Genomic DNA, 14,743 nt, shown 5'->3' with positions numbered 1-14,743 from the left:
AAAACCGTCAGCCCCTGACCGCAAAGGACGGTGAACCCAGGGCGTGGGTAATTACGCCGCCTTTTTGTGGAAGCCAAGAGTAATTAGGCAAGGAAAATCCATGCGCGAAACTATGTCGTATCCTCAATATCTCATTTAGCCGGATTTGGACCGCCTGCCATATCATATTCCTTGCAGGCCACGCCCAACTAGAAACAGGATCGAACCCAGTGCACTCGACTACTAAAGTACGGGTGTTGTCGAAATTGGGAGTATTAAATTTGTCAAGACGCTTCGTTATGGTGAGTTGTATATTCGCCCTATATCTCAGCAGAGATGGATTCGAAATTCCTCCAATTCGCGAGTTAAATTCGGTCACTACACTGTTTATATAACTATCCCAAGCTGCCACGTCCATTGAAATACTGGCGTGATAAAAAACCTGCCGCTCTGGCATCGTCAGGTATTGCGTTACCGCATTAGAATCGAGCTTATTCGCGCTTTTAACTGTTGCCAAAAATTTCGATAGCGCGTCTGATGCCATCTTATTAGAGCCGTTCGACGAACTTTTCCAGCGCGTCTTTATAGCTGTCGAGAGGACCTTTGTTGAGCTGAACCCTCTCACCTTTTACATTCTTAGGGCCTGGGCGCAAACGGTGCAGAGGCGTGCCGGTGAGCGTCGATACGATCGCGGCACTGTGATAGTCGCGCACTTCGACAAATTGACCTGATGGGCGCAATTTCTTATCAAAAAACGGCTTCTGATTTAAACCGTATATTTTGTCTACCGTATCTTGCACCCTTTTGTTTGCCGCTAGATACGCTTTACTCGGCTTCCCCTCGTAGAATGAAACCCTATTATTCACTATTGTGTGTATCCGAGGCAAGCTTACACCGAAATCAATTGCTTTTTCTGCAAAGGAAATTTTTGCATAAGCAGATATCTTACCTTCACCAACGCCATAAAGCAGAGCAAAGACATTTTCGATCGCTCTGCGACTGCTATCATCAGCCGTAAATGGAACAATTACTCTATCGGACGCAATCAGCGCCATCTGCGTATATATTGAAAAGCTCGGATTGCAATCTATCACAAAAAAGCTGTCGTCATACTTGGATATTGACCGCAGTGAATCTACTAAATCCTTCACCCACGACATAACCCTCCGCCAAGAATCAAGCGGGACACTCAACTGGGAGGCCTGTCTCATCGCCTCAGAAAGAACTTCAAGAATATAATCACCAGCTATAAGCCTGATATTTTCTGGTATCTCTTTATTAAAATGGTTCGGAACGCACATAAATTCTTCAATGGAACTTAATGGGGAGAATGGCGAGCTTAACCGCCTCTCAATGTAACCGCCAATTGTCTGTCGCAAGCCGTCGTCAGGAATTAACTTCCGATAGTTATCTGACGTTTCGCTAGATCCAAGCATGATCTCGGATACATTGGCTTGTGGACAAAGATCTACGACGTAAACATTCACATGCTTGTTACGGTAGGCATACTCACAAGCTGCCACAAAAGAGAGATAGGATTTTCCCACTCCTCCCTTATTGTTCCAAAATGCATATGCTGTCATTCAGAAATTCCGATCTACAGCGGTATGATGGAAACACATCATTATCGTTTCACTCGCGAGAAGCCCAAGGATGAGCATACAGAAGGTCGAACTCCGGCTATTTGAGCCCAGGGTAGTTCAGGAAAATTTGTGACATGCGTCAACGTAGAAGCGCCGTGTTCTAGATCTGCCGTCGTCGGTGCATCCCTTTCGCTTTCCTGTCGTGATCGCCGTGGCTTAGCTCTGTGTACGGTACCGTTCCCTGTCTGACCTGCTCACGCGAAATGTTCAAGCGCTCCACAGTCAATTACATCGCCTTTCGCTCTTCCGCACTGGCAATTTATTCAACGTTGGCTGCCGACTGATTGGGAGGCGCTCTGAGCCGTCGTCTTCGTCTCTACTCGACAGAAGACGGCCCCTAAAATGAGGATGGGGTGGCGAAGCGCGGTGGCTGCGGCGTAATCCTGTCGAGCATCGCGCCGGGCACCCCCCTCTGTCCCGCCGGACATCTCCCCCCCAAGGGGGGAGATCGACCCTGCGCAGGCCGGTGTCTGAAGATCTGCGCCGTGACGCACTGCGTGACCGTTTGCGAAGAGAAAGCGGCCGGTCCGCCGCCGATCTCCCCCCTTGTGGGGGAGATGCCGGCAGGCAGAGGGGGGTATGCCGCACAAGGTGCGATGGCAGACTGCGTCCCTCACTGGAGCAGCCGTCCGTGACGCACGCCACCATTCCGCCTGGCCACCGCAAGAACGCCCGCGCCATGCGCAAGGCGCTGACCGAGGCGGAGCTGAAGTTCGGGAATGCCGTCCGAGCCCATCGGCTCATTGGGCCTCGGCTTTCGCCGCCAGCTGCCGATCGCCGGTTACATCGTCGACTTCGCCTGTCCAGTTCATCGACTCATCGTCGAGATCGACGGCTCCCAGCACGGGACGGATCGCTCGCTCCTGCGCGACGCCGTCCGGACGGCGCGGCTTGAAGCCGACGGGTGGGTTGTCCTGCGGTTCTGGAACGACGACCTGCTCAGGGACATCGACGGGGTCTGCTCGCATATCCTCACGGTGGTAGCGGAGCGGGCGCAATCGTCTGGCGTCTGAGCGAGGCACCCCCCTCTGGGTTGCCCCCGCGGCGGCGGCCGTGGCGGCCCAGAAGAAAATGGAAACGCTGGCGCCAGGCATACCCCCCTCTGCCTGCCGGCATCTCCCCCACAAGGGGGGAGATCGTCCCACCGTCCACCGCCCCACCTTATCCCCGCCCCTCCCGCCTCCCCCATAATCGCGCCATCGCCGCCCACGGCGGGCACGGACGATCGCCGGGATCGGTCGGGGGTGGCGAGCGGTGTCCGCGACGGGGCGTCTTCCGGAGACGCGCCGACCCGGACGGCCCGAACAGTCGCCGGACCGTCCCCCACTATGAGGGGGCCGCGGATCGATCCGCTTGAGCCCGAAAGGGCGAAGAGCCGGCCGGAACCGGAGCCCCGACGGGCCGAACGGCGCCAAGCCGCGCGGCCGCCGGGGCCGACGAAGGTCTCCCGTCGAGTGCTGCGGGGCGTCTCCCGCAGCGCTGAAAGGCGGGCAAGGACCGGTTCACCGGGCTGACAAGACACCGCGCGGATCGCCGAGGGCGTGCCGCATTCTTAAAGTTCCCGAGGGCGCGCCCTCGGCGATCCGCCGCCCCGCCCGGGTGGCCACATAGGATGCAGACCGCCGGCCCGGCACCGGGCGCGGCGCCGCTTTCGCGCGCCCTCCATCCAGAAAAACGCCGCCGCAGCCGCAACAGCCCAACGGAGGAGACCGCCATGTCCGACACGCCCATCGACCCGCCGCTGACGCCGGAGGAGATCACGGAGTGCCATCGCCTCGCCGACCGCCATCTCGCGCTGGTGCGGGCGGCGCTTTCCGGCTGGCCGAAGCCGCCGCGGCAGGCGGGTGCGCGGCCGGGCGCCCGGCAAAGCGGGGCGTCGAAATGGAGCGTCACGCGGCCGGACCGGCTGATGCCGACGATCGCCTGGCGGCTCGCCTGTATCTGCCGGCGCGGAGGCTGCCGGCGGGCCGGCGCCTGCCGCTATGGCGAGCGGCCGGGCGATGCGCCCTTCGCCTATCACGCGGGCGGCGGCTCCTTCCCCGAGGCGCCCTGTTTCGCGGCGCTGCCGAAGCCGGTCCGCCTTGCCCTGCCCTTCGCCGTGATGCGGCGAATGCTTCCGGGCGCCTTTCGGGATCCGCAGACCCTGCGCCACGAGGGCGAAGCGATCCGCGCCGCGGCGGCCGCGCTGCGGGGCGGCGAGGACGCCCGATGCGATCAGTCGACGTCGCGGCGCATGGTCGCCATGCCGCGACTGCGGCCGAGTTCCTCGAAGCCGGCGGACTGGTAGGTCTTCAGCGCCGGCGCGTTGTCGAGCTCGACCTTCAGCGTCACCGACAGCGCGCCGAGGTCGCGCGCCGCCTGTTCGGCGAGCTGCGTCACCGCCTCGCCGGCGCCGCCGCGGGCTTCCTCCGCGACGAAGACATAGACGAGATGGCGCACTTCCGGGCCGATGCCGACGCGCAGGGCGAAGAATCCGACCTCCTTGCCGCTCTGGTCGAGCACGTAGAAGGAGGCGTCGTCCGGCTCGGCCAGCCACTTTTCCCGCCATTCCAGCGGGTCGAACGGGTGCTTGGCGGACGGGTTGACGCGGGCGAGGTCACCTTCCTCGGCAAGCAGCCGCGCGAGCGGGGCGAGATCGAACGGGGCGTTGGGGCGAAGGGTCAGCGCGGACATCGGGGCGACGTCTCCCTTTGTCGGGTCGAGGCCTTGCGGGCCGAGGAAGCGGACGGCGTTCAAGCTGCGAGGCGGCGGTGCGGTCCTCCCTCGCATGATGAAGGGGGCCGGTTCAACCGCCCGCCGGGCAGAGCGGGCCGCCGTCAGGACGTGGCGAGCGGCCGTGTCGCCTGATCGAGCCAGGCCTTGTCGGCATCGTCGAGGAGCGGCGTCAGCGCCTCCCGCACATGCCGGTGATAGGCGTCGAGCCAGGCGATCTCGTCCGCCGACATCAGCTCCACTGCCACCAGCCGCCGGTCGATCGGGGCGAGCGTCAGGGTCGTGAAGCCGAGCATGGCGATGTCGCCGCCGGGGATCGCCTCGGCCTCGGTGACGAGGATCAGGTTCTCGATCCTTATCCCGAAGGCGCCCTCGCGATAATAGCCGGGCTCGTTGGAGAGGATCATGCCCGGCTCGAGCGGCGCCATGCCGCGCTTGGAGATCGACTGCGGCCCCTCATGGACGGCGAGATAGGAGCCGACGCCATGGCCGGTGCCATGGGCATAGTCGCAGCCCGCCTTCCACAGCGCGATGCGCGCGAGCGGGTCTAGATCGACGCCGCGCGTGCCCTTGGGAAAGCGCGCCGTGGAGATCGCGATCATGCCCTTCAGGACCAGCGTGAACTTCTCCCGCATCTCCGCGCTCGGCGCGCCGATCGGCATCGTCCGGGTGATGTCGGTGGTGCCGTCGCGGTACTGCGCCCCGGAATCCAGCAGGAACAGTTCCCCTTCGCCCAGCGCCCGGTCGCTCTCGCGATTGACCCGGTAATGCACGATCGCCCCGTTCGGGCCCGAGCCGGCGATGGTGTCGAAGGAGATGTCGCGCAGCTTCTGGCCGTCCTGCTCGCCGTATTCGGCGCGGAACGCCTCGAGCTTTTCCGCCGCCGCGATCTCGGTGAGGCTGCCGGGCGCCTGCCGGTCGAGCCAGGCGAGGAAGGCGGTCACCGCCACCCCGTCGCGCAGATGCGCCGCGCGCGAGCCGGCGATCTCGCCGGGGTTCTTGATCGCCCGCGGCAGCTTGGCGGGATCGGCCATCTCGACCACGCGGCCCCCGGCCCCCGTGACGATGTCCGACAGGCGCGCGGCGGCCAGCTGCATATCGAGGCCGACGGCACGGTCCTTCGCCTCGCGCGTCAGCCTGGGCTCCAGATCTTCCGGCTCCGCCAGTTCGGCCAGCGCCTCCAGATGCGCCCTCACCTCGGCGTCCAGCTTGTCCGGATCGACGAACAGCGTCGGCCGCCCGTCCTTGCGCAGGATGGCGAAGGACAACATCAGCGGCGTATGCGGCACGTCACTGCCGCGGATGTTGAACGCCCAGGCGATCGAGGCGGGATCGGTGAGGACGGCGATATCGGCCTTGGCCTCGGCGATCTTGCCTGCGAGCAGGCCCAGCTTCTCGGTGGCGGGCCTGCCGGCATGGCGCTCCTCGTGGAGGACCGCGCGGCCCTTCGGCGGCGCCGGCCGGTCGTTCCAGATCCGATCGATCGGATTACCGCGCATCGCCACAAGTTCACCGCCCTCGGCGGCGAGCGCTTCGGAGAGGCGGCGGACCTCGCCCACCGTGTGCAGCCAGGGATCGTAGCCGATGCGCTTGCCGGCTGCCGCCTGCTTGAGGAACTCGGTCAAAGAGGTTTCGACCGATGACACCGTCTCGAAGACGTCCAGATCCACCTGCGAGCGCACCTGCAGCGTATAGCGCCCGTCGGTGAGGATCGCGGCGCGCTCCGCCAAGACGACGGCGACGCCGGCCGAGCCGGAAAAGCCGGTCAGCCATTCGAGCCGGGCCGCAGATGCCGGGATATACTCGCCCTGATGCTCGTCGGCGCGCGGGACGATGCAGCCGTCGAGGCCGGCGGCGGCGAGGTCTGCGCGCAGCCGTGCGACGCGTCCGGCACTCTGGGAATGGTCGGTCGTCTCGTCGAAATTCTGGAACATCGGCACTTTCTTCCAAGGAGCGGCTTCGGCGGGGGATCCGAGCGGCGGACATGCGGCGGCGCGCAGCGGTGCCACCCGCCGCCAGCATAGGCGGGTGCGGGCTTGCGGAAAAGGATTCCGGAAGCTGAAGATCGCCTTCATGCTGCATTGCAATAGGCGGGAGGGTCCTATGCGTCTGGAGCTCTACCTGAGGTCCCGCGCAATCAGCATATTGCAGGTCACGGGAGGCACGTTAGAGCTTCAGGAGAGACACGATGGCCACCACGACCTTTACCGACCTTTCGCTTCGCAGCAGCCGCCAGAGCAAGGGCGTCATGCGCACCATGTTCGACCGCCTGATCGAGGCCCGCGAGCGCGAGGCCCGCCGCTACATCGCGACGCATTATCGGCACAACAGCCTGACCGCGGACGAACTTGCGAACCGCGAGTCGCTGTTTGAAGGCACCTCGCCGGCCCGCCGTTAATCGGGATGGCGAGAAGGGACGCCGAGGCGTCCGTTCCAGTATATTGCCAGATGTAAAGAGCCCGGTCGCGACGATGCCGCCGGGCTCTTTTCATATTCGCTCTGCATCGCCCGCGCCTCATCGCGACAGGTGGAGCGTAACCCATTCCTCCCGCGTCAGCGTGCGCCGGTGGACCATGCCCTGCGCCCGGAAGGCGGCCAGCACGGCCGCGCGCTGATGGGTGAGAATGCCGGAGAGGATGACATCGCCGCCCGGCTCCAGATGGCGGCGGAAGTCGCGCGCGAGGGAAATCAGCGGCCCGGCGAGGATGTTCGCGACGATGAGGTCGAAGGGCGCCCGCTCGCGGATCGCGCGTGAGCGGAACCCGTCCGACACACTCGTCGAGACCATCTGCGACATGCCGTTGGACCGGACATTGGCGCTGGCGACCCGGACCGCGATGGGATCGATGTCTGTCGCGAGCACCGGGATCCGGGCGAGCTTGGCGAGACCGATCGCGAGGACCGCGCTGCCCGTTCCGAGATCGAGCGCGTTCTGCGGCTGGCGGCGCAGCCACAGGCGCTCGATCATGGTGAGACAGCCGGCCGTCGTCCCGTGATGGCCGGTTCCGAAGGCCTGGCCGGCCTCGATCTCGATCGACAGGTCGTTCGGCGCCACGCGGTGCCGGTCATGGGCACCATGCACCAGGAATCGCCCGGCGCGCACCGGTTTCAGCGCGGCGAGAACGTCCGCCATCCAGTCCTTGTCCGGCAGATCTTCGCGGCCAACGCGCTCCGGCGCGATTCCCGCGGCGACGGCGAGTTCCGGCGTCCGATCGCCTCCCTCCTCCACATCGAGATAGGCCGACACCTCGAAGATCGCGCGCGCCTCGTCGAGCTCGATGATGGCGAGCGGCGCGCCTTCGTCCTCATAGGCGCGTTCGAGCGAAGCATAGGCCCTCTCCGCCTCGGCCCGCTCACCGCGAAAGAAATAGCGGGTCTGCGGCATCAGGCGATGGGCTCCGATCGGCTGGCGGCCTCTTCCGCCCGCCCCGACACCTCTTCCGACGTCTTGCGCGCCTTCTCGGCCCGCGCCTCGCGCTCCGTCATGGTACCTTTCACGATCTTCTCCTGTTCGCGCTCCTGCCGCGGCGGGCCGAAGGCAATGACCGTATCGCCCGTGTCCGGCTGGCCGGACCCTTCGGCCGACGCGAAGACCACCGCGCCCGAGGACCGAATCCACATCAGCATCTGGGTGCCCTCGGGCCGCGACTCGATGAAGCGCTTGTAGCCGAACTCCTCGGTGAGGCGAGTCGCCTGGAAGGACCAGCCGTCCACGATCAGGTCGCGCAGCTCGGAGAAGTTTTTACCCGGCTTGAACAGCGGGATCCCGCCGATGGTGAAGTTCATCGCATGGCGATCGGAGGACGGCCCGGCGCCGATGTCGCCGATCTGGAACACTTCGGTGCGGCCGATCTCCGCCCCGAAATCCGTGCAGATCAGCGCGTTGTAGGCGTCGTTGTCGGTCGCGGCGACGAGATGGTCGAAGCGCGAGAGGTTCAGCCCGTGATGGGCGGCTTCCGAGAGGATTTCGCCGAACCAGACGTCGACCTCGGCAAGCCGGGCCTCCGAGACCCGCGACCAGTTGGAATCGGCGATCAGGACGGGAACCTCCTGCGCCTTCAGCCGGCGGGCGAGCGCGATGGAAAAGCGCGACGCGCCGACGATGAGGACGCCGGGCCGGTCGGCGGATCTCAAACCCAGGAGGCGCGCGAGCGGGCCCAGCGAAAAGCCGTGGAAGACGATCGTCGCGGCAACGAGGGCGAAGGTGTAGGCGATCATGCGATCGCCGTCGGCGACCCCCATGCGCACGAGGGTCGCGCCGAAGAGGCCGGCGACGGCGACGGCGACGATGCCGCGCGGCGCGATCCAGGCGACGAGGAGCCGCTCGCGCCAGTCGATCCCGGCGCCAATCGTCGCGACAAAGACCGCGAGCGGCCGCACGACGAGGAGCGAGGCGGCGATGAAGACCAGCACCCGCCATTCAAGGCTGGCGATCACCTCCATCTGCAGCGATGCCGTCAGCACGATGAACAGGCCGGAGACCAGAAGGATCGTGATCGTCTCCTTGAACCGCTTCAGCTCGCTGAGGCTGGCGATCTTGGCGTTCGCCATGGTGATGCCCATGACGGTGACGGTCAGGAGACCCGCCTCCTCCAAAACGAGGTTGGTGAAGGAGTTCATTCCGACGACGCTGGCAAAGAGGATCGGCGCCTTCAGATATTCGGGCACGTAGCCGCGCGTGAAGGCGCGGCCGATGAGGCGTCCGACGAGGATGCCGCCACCGATCGCGATGGCGAGCGCCAGGATCGCCGTGAAGATCAGGTTGCCCGCCTCGTGCGCACCGCGCAGCACGAGCACGGTTTCGAAGGAGATAACTGCGAAGAGCGCGCCGACCGGGTCGTTGAGGATCGCCTCCCATCTCAGGATCGAGGCGGGCCGTGACTTCAAACGCGCGTGGCGAAGGAGCGGCATGATCACCGTCGGACCGGTGACCACGAGAAGTGCGCCGAGGATGATCGCCGTCGGCCAAGAGAGATTGCCGATGAAATGGGCGGTGAAAGCGGTCATGATCCAGACGAGCGGGCTCGCCACGAGCACGATCCGGCGCACCGCCGTCGACGTCTCCCGAATCTCGCGGAAGTTCAGCGTCAACCCGCCCTCGAACAGGATGATCGCGACGGCGGTCGAAACCAGCGGCGTGTAGAGTTCGCCGAAGTCGACGCGCGGGTTCATCAGCCCGGTGAGGGGCCCGAAGATCAGCCCCACCAGGAAGAGGATGACGATAGCCGGAATCCTGAGGCGCCAGGCCACCCATTGCGAGGCAATGCCGGCGACGCCGATCAGGGCTAGCTGAAGCGCGAGATCATGCATGAAGCGCAAGACTTTCTTCGAGACGAGCCGCCCAAGCTAGCGCAACGCCGACAGCGGGAAACAGGTTCGGGCGCTGGTAGCCGGAATTTTGCAGACGGACAGATCGACCTTCCGCGCCCTTAAGGCCCAGAGAGCTCCCTCGATTGCGCAGCCCGGCGAAAGGATGCGCCGGGCTGGTGGATGGCAGAGTGTCGAGGGATCAGCGGGCGGGCGGCAAAACCGGCCCCTAGTGCGGCGCGGAGAACGCTGCGCGGCCCGCTTATGGCTATACCCCGACGAGCTTCTCCAGCTTCTGCTGCTCGATCTTCGGGTCCTCGCCATAGGCGATGGTGCCGGCGAGCTTGCCGTCGCGGTCGATCAGGAAGGTCGTGGCGGTGTGGTCCATCGTATAGCCGTCGCCCTCGCCGACCTTCTTGAAGTAGACGCCCCAGCCCTTGGCCATCGCCTCCACCTTGGCGGGATCGCCGCTGATCGCGGTGACGTCCTTCGAGACCGCCTCGACATAGTCCTTCAGGACCGCGGGCGTGTCGCGCTCGGGATCGACCGTGACGAAGACCACCTGAAGATCGCCGCCCGCCTCTTCCAGCTGCTTCTGGTAGCCGGCGAGTTCGTAGAGCGTCGTCGGACAGACGTCCGGACAATGGGTGTAGCCGAAGAAGACCGCCGAAGGCTTGCCGCGCAGGGCCGCCTCAGTGATCTCCTGGCCGTTCTGGTCGACAAGGGCGAAGGGTTTGCCATAAGCCTCCCCGGCCGTCGGGCCGCCGCCGGAAAAGACAACGACGAGGGCGGCGAGAGCGCCGGCGATGAGGGCCGCAACGGCCCAGAGGCCGACGCGGAGAGCTTGCGTTCCAGTCATGCTGCTTCCGGGACGTATTGCGCGGATTTGCGCCCCGTCCTCCTCTAGAGATTTGCCTGGGCGCCCACTACCACGAGCACCGACCGAGACGCGACAGGACATTGCGTCCCGTCCTTGCCCGGGCGCGCCACGCCGGAATGCGTCAGCCCGTCAGAGGCAGGACAGCCAGCCATTGGCGGCAAGGTCGAGGAAAATCGCCTCGCCATGCGCCACCCAGCCGAGAACCGCCGCGGCGGCGATCGCCGCGAGCCCGGCGATCCCTGCCGCGAGCGCCAGCCGGTTGGTCCTGTTTGCGGTATCGCTCATGGCTTCAATATAGGCTGGCGCGCGATCGCCGGAAAGATGCGGACGAAGGGAGATGGAAGGTGGACGAAGGGCGCGACGAGGAGGCGAACGAACGCGAACGCCAGGCGGCCCTCCGGTTCCGCCCGTCCGAGCCGCGCATCCACACAACGGCGGAACTCAAGGGCACGAAGCTCGGCCGCCATGTCGAGATCGGCGCGCGGGTGATCCTGCGCGACGTGGCGGTCGGCGACTTCAGCTATTTCGAGCGCAATGGCGAGGCCGCCCATGCGAGGATCGGCAAGTTCTGCTCGGTCGCGGCCGGCGTGCGCGTCAATGCGCTGGAGCATCCGATGGAACGGGTGACGACGCACAAGATCAGCTATCGGCCGAACGAATATTTCCGCTTCCTGCCCGTCGACCATGATTTCCGCGCCCGCCGTCGGGACAAGCCGGTGACGATCGGCAACGACGTATGGATCGGCCACGGCGCGGTGATCCTGCCCGGCATCACCATCGGCGACGGCGCGGTGATCGGGGCGAATGCGGTGGTGACGAAGGACGTCCCGCCCTACACGATCGCCGCCGGCGTTCCGGCCGCCCGCATCCGCGAGCGGTTTCCCGCCGATATCGCCGGCCGGCTGCGGGCGCTGGCCTGGTGGGACTGGCCGCTCGAAACCCTGTTCGAGGCGGTGCCGGACATGCAGGCGCTTTCCGCCCGGGCCTTTCTCGACAGATGGGAGCCGCGTCAGACCGAGCGGTCGGCCAGCGTGAAATAGGCGAGCGCGGCGGCGGGAAGCGCGATGCCGATGCCGCAGACGGCCTGCCAGCCGAAGGCTTCCAGAACCGGACTCGTCAGCGCCGAGCCGAGCGCCCCTCCGAGGAAGAAGGTGGTCATGTAGACCGCGTTCAGCCGGTTCCGGATCGCCGGCTGCAACTGGTAGATCTCGCGCTGTCCGAAGACGAGATTCGCCTGGACGCCGAGGTCGATCAGGATGCCGGCGGCAACGAGCGCGGCGAGGGAATTCTCGCCGAAGAGCGCCGCGACGAAGGCCAGGACGACGATCGCCAGCGCCGTGATCGTGCCGGCGCGGCTGTGGCCACGGTCGGCCAGGCGCCCGGCGACAGGCGCGGCGAAGACGCCGAGGACGCCGGCCAGCGCGAAGAGCGCGACGCCGCTCGGACTGAAATCATAGGGGTCGCGCAGAAGGATGATCGGCGCCCCGGTCCAGAACAGCGAGAAGGCGGCGAACATGGCGGCATGATAGAGCCCGCGCCGGCGCAGGACCGGCTCGCGCAGGAAGAGCTTGCCGAGCGAGGCGATCAGCCCGCCATAGCGTTCCGCCGTCTGCGGCTGGCGTGTTGGAAAGACGAACAGGCCGGCGAGCGCCATTGCGGTGATCGCGCCGGCGGACAGGCCGAAGACCCCGCGCCAACCGACATAGTCGGCCAGGAAGCTCGCCAGCGGCCGCGCGAAGAGGATGCCCGCGAGAAGCCCGCTCATGACATTGCCGACCACCCTGCCACGCTCCTCGTCGGGCGCGAGATTGGCGGCGAGCGGCACCAGCATCTGGGCCGCGCAGGAGGTCAATCCCACGACCAGGATCATGACGAAGAGGGTCGCAAGGCCCGGCGCGAGCGCGAGTCCCACGAGAGACGCGACATTGGCCGCCATCGTCAGAAGGATCAGCCGGCGGTTCTCGATCACGTCGCCGAGCGGCACCAGGAGAACGAGACCGCAGGCATAGCCGAGCTGCGAGAAGGTGACGACCGAGCTTTCGGCCGCGCGCGACAGACCGATGTCGTCGCCGATCAGCGCAACCAGAGGCTGCGCATAGTAGAGATTGGCCGCCAGCGCCCCGCAGGCGGCGGCGAAGAGGACGGTCATGGCCGTCGATAGGCCATGGGCGGAAACGGCGCCGGCGGGCGCGGTGGTATCGCTCATGAGGGCAGTTCCGGAATGGCGGCCGCGCGGATCGGCCTGGCGGCGCTCGTGTCTTCGCAGTTGCGAGATAGCACGAAAACGCGCTTTGATAAGGTCGGCTGACGCAGCGTTTCGCGGATGCTGCCCAATGACGCTTGCATGGCTCGGCTCCGCGCCTATGGTTCCGGCGGGAACACCGAAACGGGATGCTGCATGCGTTTTACCGGTACCAAGACCTATGTCGCGGGCAAGGACCTGATGGTCGCCGTCAACGCCGCGATCACGCTTCAGCGTCCGCTGCTCGTCAAGGGCGAACCCGGCACCGGCAAGACCGAGCTGGCCTTCCAGATCGCCGAGGCTCTGGGGCTGCGGCTGATCCAGTGGACGATCAAATCGACCACGAAGGCGGCGCAAGGCCTTTACGAATACGACGCGGTCTCGCGCCTCAGGGACAGCCAGCTCGGCGATGAGAAGGTGAACGACGTCGCCAACTACATCCGGCCCGGCAAATTGTGGGACGCGTTCTCCTCAAACGAGCGCGTGGTGCTGTTGATCGACGAGATCGACAAGGCCGACATCGAGTTTCCGAACGATCTCCTGCAGGAGCTCGACAAGATGAGCTTCGACGTCACCGAGACCGGCGAGACCGTGACGGCGAGGCACCGGCCGATCGTCGTGATCACGTCGAACAACGAGAAGGAGCTACCGGACGCCTTCCTGCGCCGCTGCTTCTTCCACTACATCCGGTTTCCGGACCCCGATACCCTTCAAAGGATCGTCGAGGTCCACCATCCCGGAATCAAGCAGGACCTCGTGCGCGCCGCGCTGACGCAATTCTACGAGCTGCGCGAGCAGCCGGGCATCCGGAAGAAGCCGTCGACCTCCGAGGCGCTCGACTGGATCCGCCTGCTCGTCGCCGAAGACGTCGAGCCTGCGGATTTGCGCGAAAGCCCGACCAAGGTGCTGCCCAGGCTCCACGGCGCGCTTCTGAAGAACGAGCAGGACGTTCACCTGTTCGAGCGGCTGGCCTTTCTGGTAAGGCGGCAGGGATGAGCGCCGCAGTCACCATCCGCCGGGTCGTCGCCGCGGACGAGCCCGAGTGGCGCCGCCTGTGGAACGGCTACCTCACCTTCTACGGCACCGCGCTCGACGAAGCCGTCTACCGCTCGACCTTCGCACGGCTTTTGGGTGATGCGCCCTACGATCCGAACTGCCTGCTGGCGATCGTCGAGGGCAAGACCGTCGGCCTCGTCCACTACCTCTTCCACCGGCATTGCTGGCGGGAGGAGAACGTCTGCTACCTGCAGGACCTCTATGCCGATCCGGCCGTGCGCGGCACCGGCATCGGCCGCAGGCTGATCGAGGCGGTCTACGCTGCGTCCGACGCAGCCGGCTGTCCCACCGTCTACTGGGTGACGCAGGAGTTCAACTATCAGGGGCGCATGCTCTACGACCGCATCGGAACGAAGACGCCCTTCATCAAGTATCAGCGGTGAGCGCCGTGGACGGCACCCGCCCGACGTCGCAGGAGAGTGGAGGCAGGCACGGCATGGAGAGTTTAACGGGTGGCTGCCTTTGCGGCGACGTCCGGATCGAGGCGTCGGGACGCCCCTACCGGGTCGGGCTGTGCCACTGCCTCGACTGCCGCAAGCATCACGGGGCGCTGTTTTACGCCGCCGCGATCTTTCCCGAGGACTCGGTGACCATCACCGGGGAGACCCGCGACTATGCCGGGCGGCACTTCTGTCCGCGCTGCGGCTCCTCCGTCTTCGCGCGCAGCGCCGGCGAGATCGAGGTGCATCTGGGCGCGCTCGACGCGCCGGACCAGTTCGTGCCGACCTATGAGAACTGGACCATCCGCCGCGAATCCTTCCTTCCACCGTTCCCCCTTGCGCGGCACTACGACCGCAATCGCGAGAGCGAGGGCCGCCACGAGGATTGACCTGCCGGCGGCTGCGGATCCGGCGGCTCAAGCCCCGACAAGGTCTGGCGCGCCGCCTTCGCATGGGCCATTCAGGCCGTTCCCGAGCTTCGAGA

The 14,743-nt window shown here is 65.4% G+C and carries 15 protein-coding genes and 1 pseudogene; 7 read left to right on the top strand and 9 right to left on the bottom strand.

Features of this window, described 5'->3' with window-relative positions; all coding sequences use genetic code 11:
- Positions 1-7: 7 nt before the first annotated feature.
- Positions 8-523: a HEPN domain-containing protein gene (locus LH400_RS26345; RefSeq protein WP_491014611.1), complete on the bottom strand. Its 516-nt coding sequence runs from the start codon at positions 521-523 to the stop codon at positions 8-10.
- Positions 524-527: 4 nt separating this feature from the next.
- Positions 528-1,562, bottom strand: a complete 1,035-nt coding sequence (locus tag LH400_RS10800; protein ID WP_229152675.1) for a ParA family protein — start codon at positions 1,560-1,562, stop codon at positions 528-530.
- Positions 1,563-2,301: 739 nt separating this feature from the next.
- On the opposite strand from LH400_RS10800, the pseudogene LH400_RS10795 reads away from it, so the two are divergent.
- Positions 2,302-2,635 (top strand): annotated as a pseudogene (locus LH400_RS10795) (endonuclease domain-containing protein).
- 701 nt (positions 2,636-3,336) lie between these two features.
- A complete protein-coding gene (locus LH400_RS10790; protein WP_229152674.1) occupies positions 3,337-3,909 on the top strand; it encodes a hypothetical protein in 573 nt (190 codons plus the stop codon).
- Here the strand turns inward: LH400_RS10790 and LH400_RS10785 are convergent.
- Positions 3,837-4,295 (bottom strand): GNAT family N-acetyltransferase, encoded by a 459-nt coding sequence (locus LH400_RS10785; protein ID WP_229152673.1) that lies wholly within the window; start codon positions 4,293-4,295, stop codon positions 3,837-3,839. The genes LH400_RS10790 and LH400_RS10785 overlap by 73 nt on opposite strands.
- Before the next feature lie 143 nt (positions 4,296-4,438).
- Positions 4,439-6,268: an aminopeptidase P family protein gene (locus LH400_RS10780; protein ID WP_229152672.1), complete on the bottom strand. Its 1,830-nt coding sequence runs from the start codon at positions 6,266-6,268 to the stop codon at positions 4,439-4,441.
- Between the two features lie 254 nt (positions 6,269-6,522).
- Between LH400_RS10780 and LH400_RS10775 the strand changes: the two genes are divergently transcribed.
- Positions 6,523-6,732, top strand: a complete 210-nt coding sequence (locus LH400_RS10775; RefSeq protein ID WP_229152671.1) for a hypothetical protein — start codon at positions 6,523-6,525, stop codon at positions 6,730-6,732.
- Between the two features lie 117 nt (positions 6,733-6,849).
- Here LH400_RS10775 and LH400_RS10770 read toward each other — a convergent pair whose 3' ends face one another.
- The 4 genes from LH400_RS10770 to LH400_RS10755 form a co-directional block, all read right to left on the bottom strand.
- On the bottom strand, positions 6,850-7,719 hold the full coding sequence (locus tag LH400_RS10770; protein WP_229152670.1) for a 50S ribosomal protein L11 methyltransferase: 870 nt from the start codon (positions 7,717-7,719) through the stop codon (positions 6,850-6,852).
- Positions 7,719-9,644: a cation:proton antiporter gene (locus tag LH400_RS10765; RefSeq protein ID WP_229152669.1), complete on the bottom strand. Its 1,926-nt coding sequence runs from the start codon at positions 9,642-9,644 to the stop codon at positions 7,719-7,721. The genes LH400_RS10770 and LH400_RS10765 overlap by 1 nt, the downstream gene beginning before the upstream one ends.
- A 265-nt stretch (positions 9,645-9,909) precedes the next feature.
- Positions 9,910-10,500, bottom strand: a complete 591-nt coding sequence (locus LH400_RS10760) for an SCO family protein (RefSeq protein ID WP_229152668.1) — start codon at positions 10,498-10,500, stop codon at positions 9,910-9,912.
- 150 nt (positions 10,501-10,650) lie between these two features.
- On the bottom strand, positions 10,651-10,806 hold the full coding sequence (locus LH400_RS10755) for a hypothetical protein (RefSeq protein ID WP_229152667.1): 156 nt from the start codon (positions 10,804-10,806) through the stop codon (positions 10,651-10,653).
- A 59-nt stretch (positions 10,807-10,865) separates the two neighbouring features.
- On the opposite strand from LH400_RS10755, the gene LH400_RS10750 reads away from it, so the two are divergent.
- Positions 10,866-11,561: a DapH/DapD/GlmU-related protein gene (locus LH400_RS10750; protein ID WP_229152666.1), complete on the top strand. Its 696-nt coding sequence runs from the start codon at positions 10,866-10,868 to the stop codon at positions 11,559-11,561.
- Here LH400_RS10750 and LH400_RS10745 read toward each other — a convergent pair.
- Positions 11,531-12,727 (bottom strand): MFS transporter, encoded by a 1,197-nt coding sequence (locus LH400_RS10745; protein ID WP_229152665.1) that lies wholly within the window; start codon positions 12,725-12,727, stop codon positions 11,531-11,533. The genes LH400_RS10750 and LH400_RS10745 overlap by 31 nt on opposite strands.
- Before the next feature lie 192 nt (positions 12,728-12,919).
- On the opposite strand from LH400_RS10745, the gene LH400_RS10740 reads away from it, so the two are divergent.
- Genes LH400_RS10740 through LH400_RS10730 form a run of 3 tightly spaced genes read left to right on the top strand, consistent with a single transcriptional unit; the run spans position 12,920 to position 14,648 of the window.
- Positions 12,920-13,759 carry an AAA family ATPase gene (locus LH400_RS10740; RefSeq protein WP_229152664.1) on the top strand — a complete coding sequence of 280 codons (840 nt, stop codon included), beginning with the start codon at positions 12,920-12,922 and terminating at the stop codon, positions 13,757-13,759.
- Positions 13,756-14,202, top strand: a complete 447-nt coding sequence (locus tag LH400_RS10735) for a GNAT family N-acetyltransferase (protein WP_229152663.1) — start codon at positions 13,756-13,758, stop codon at positions 14,200-14,202. Before LH400_RS10740 ends, LH400_RS10735 begins: the two co-directional genes overlap by 4 nt.
- Positions 14,203-14,255: 53 nt before the next feature.
- Complete coding sequence (locus tag LH400_RS10730) at positions 14,256-14,648, top strand: GFA family protein (RefSeq protein WP_229152662.1); 393 nt, start codon at positions 14,256-14,258, stop codon at positions 14,646-14,648.
- The last annotated feature ends 95 nt before the right edge of the window (positions 14,649-14,743 follow it).

Origin of the sequence: Jiella soli (genome assembly GCF_020615385.1) — a bacterium.
Taxonomy (GTDB): Bacteria; Pseudomonadota; Alphaproteobacteria; order Rhizobiales; family Rhizobiaceae; genus VKMB-3413.
The sequence above is the reverse complement of the archived record's forward strand: the minus strand, read 5'-3'. Positions and strand labels throughout refer to the sequence as shown.

Excerpts from the sequence above, each read along its gene's own strand:
- LH400_RS26345 (WP_491014611.1), bottom strand. The coding sequence starts at position 523 with ATGGCATCAGACGCGCTATCGAAATTTTTGGCAACAGTTAAAAGCGCG.
- LH400_RS10800 (WP_229152675.1), bottom strand. The coding sequence starts at position 1,562 with ATGACAGCATATGCATTTTGGAACAATAAGGGAGGAGTGGGAAAATCC.
- LH400_RS10790 (WP_229152674.1), top strand. The coding sequence starts at position 3,337 with ATGTCCGACACGCCCATCGACCCGCCGCTGACGCCGGAGGAGATCACG.
- LH400_RS10785 (WP_229152673.1), bottom strand. The coding sequence starts at position 4,295 with ATGTCCGCGCTGACCCTTCGCCCCAACGCCCCGTTCGATCTCGCCCCG.
- LH400_RS10780 (WP_229152672.1), bottom strand. The coding sequence starts at position 6,268 with ATGTTCCAGAATTTCGACGAGACGACCGACCATTCCCAGAGTGCCGGA.
- LH400_RS10775 (WP_229152671.1), top strand. The coding sequence starts at position 6,523 with ATGGCCACCACGACCTTTACCGACCTTTCGCTTCGCAGCAGCCGCCAG.
- LH400_RS10770 (WP_229152670.1), bottom strand. The coding sequence starts at position 7,719 with ATGCCGCAGACCCGCTATTTCTTTCGCGGTGAGCGGGCCGAGGCGGAG.
- LH400_RS10765 (WP_229152669.1), bottom strand. The coding sequence starts at position 9,644 with ATGCATGATCTCGCGCTTCAGCTAGCCCTGATCGGCGTCGCCGGCATT.
- LH400_RS10760 (WP_229152668.1), bottom strand. The coding sequence starts at position 10,500 with ATGACTGGAACGCAAGCTCTCCGCGTCGGCCTCTGGGCCGTTGCGGCC.
- LH400_RS10755 (WP_229152667.1), bottom strand. The coding sequence starts at position 10,806 with ATGAGCGATACCGCAAACAGGACCAACCGGCTGGCGCTCGCGGCAGGG.
- LH400_RS10745 (WP_229152665.1), bottom strand. The coding sequence starts at position 12,727 with ATGAGCGATACCACCGCGCCCGCCGGCGCCGTTTCCGCCCATGGCCTA.
- LH400_RS10740 (WP_229152664.1), top strand. The coding sequence starts at position 12,920 with ATGCGTTTTACCGGTACCAAGACCTATGTCGCGGGCAAGGACCTGATG.
- LH400_RS10735 (WP_229152663.1), top strand. The coding sequence starts at position 13,756 with ATGAGCGCCGCAGTCACCATCCGCCGGGTCGTCGCCGCGGACGAGCCC.
- LH400_RS10730 (WP_229152662.1), top strand. The coding sequence starts at position 14,256 with ATGGAGAGTTTAACGGGTGGCTGCCTTTGCGGCGACGTCCGGATCGAG.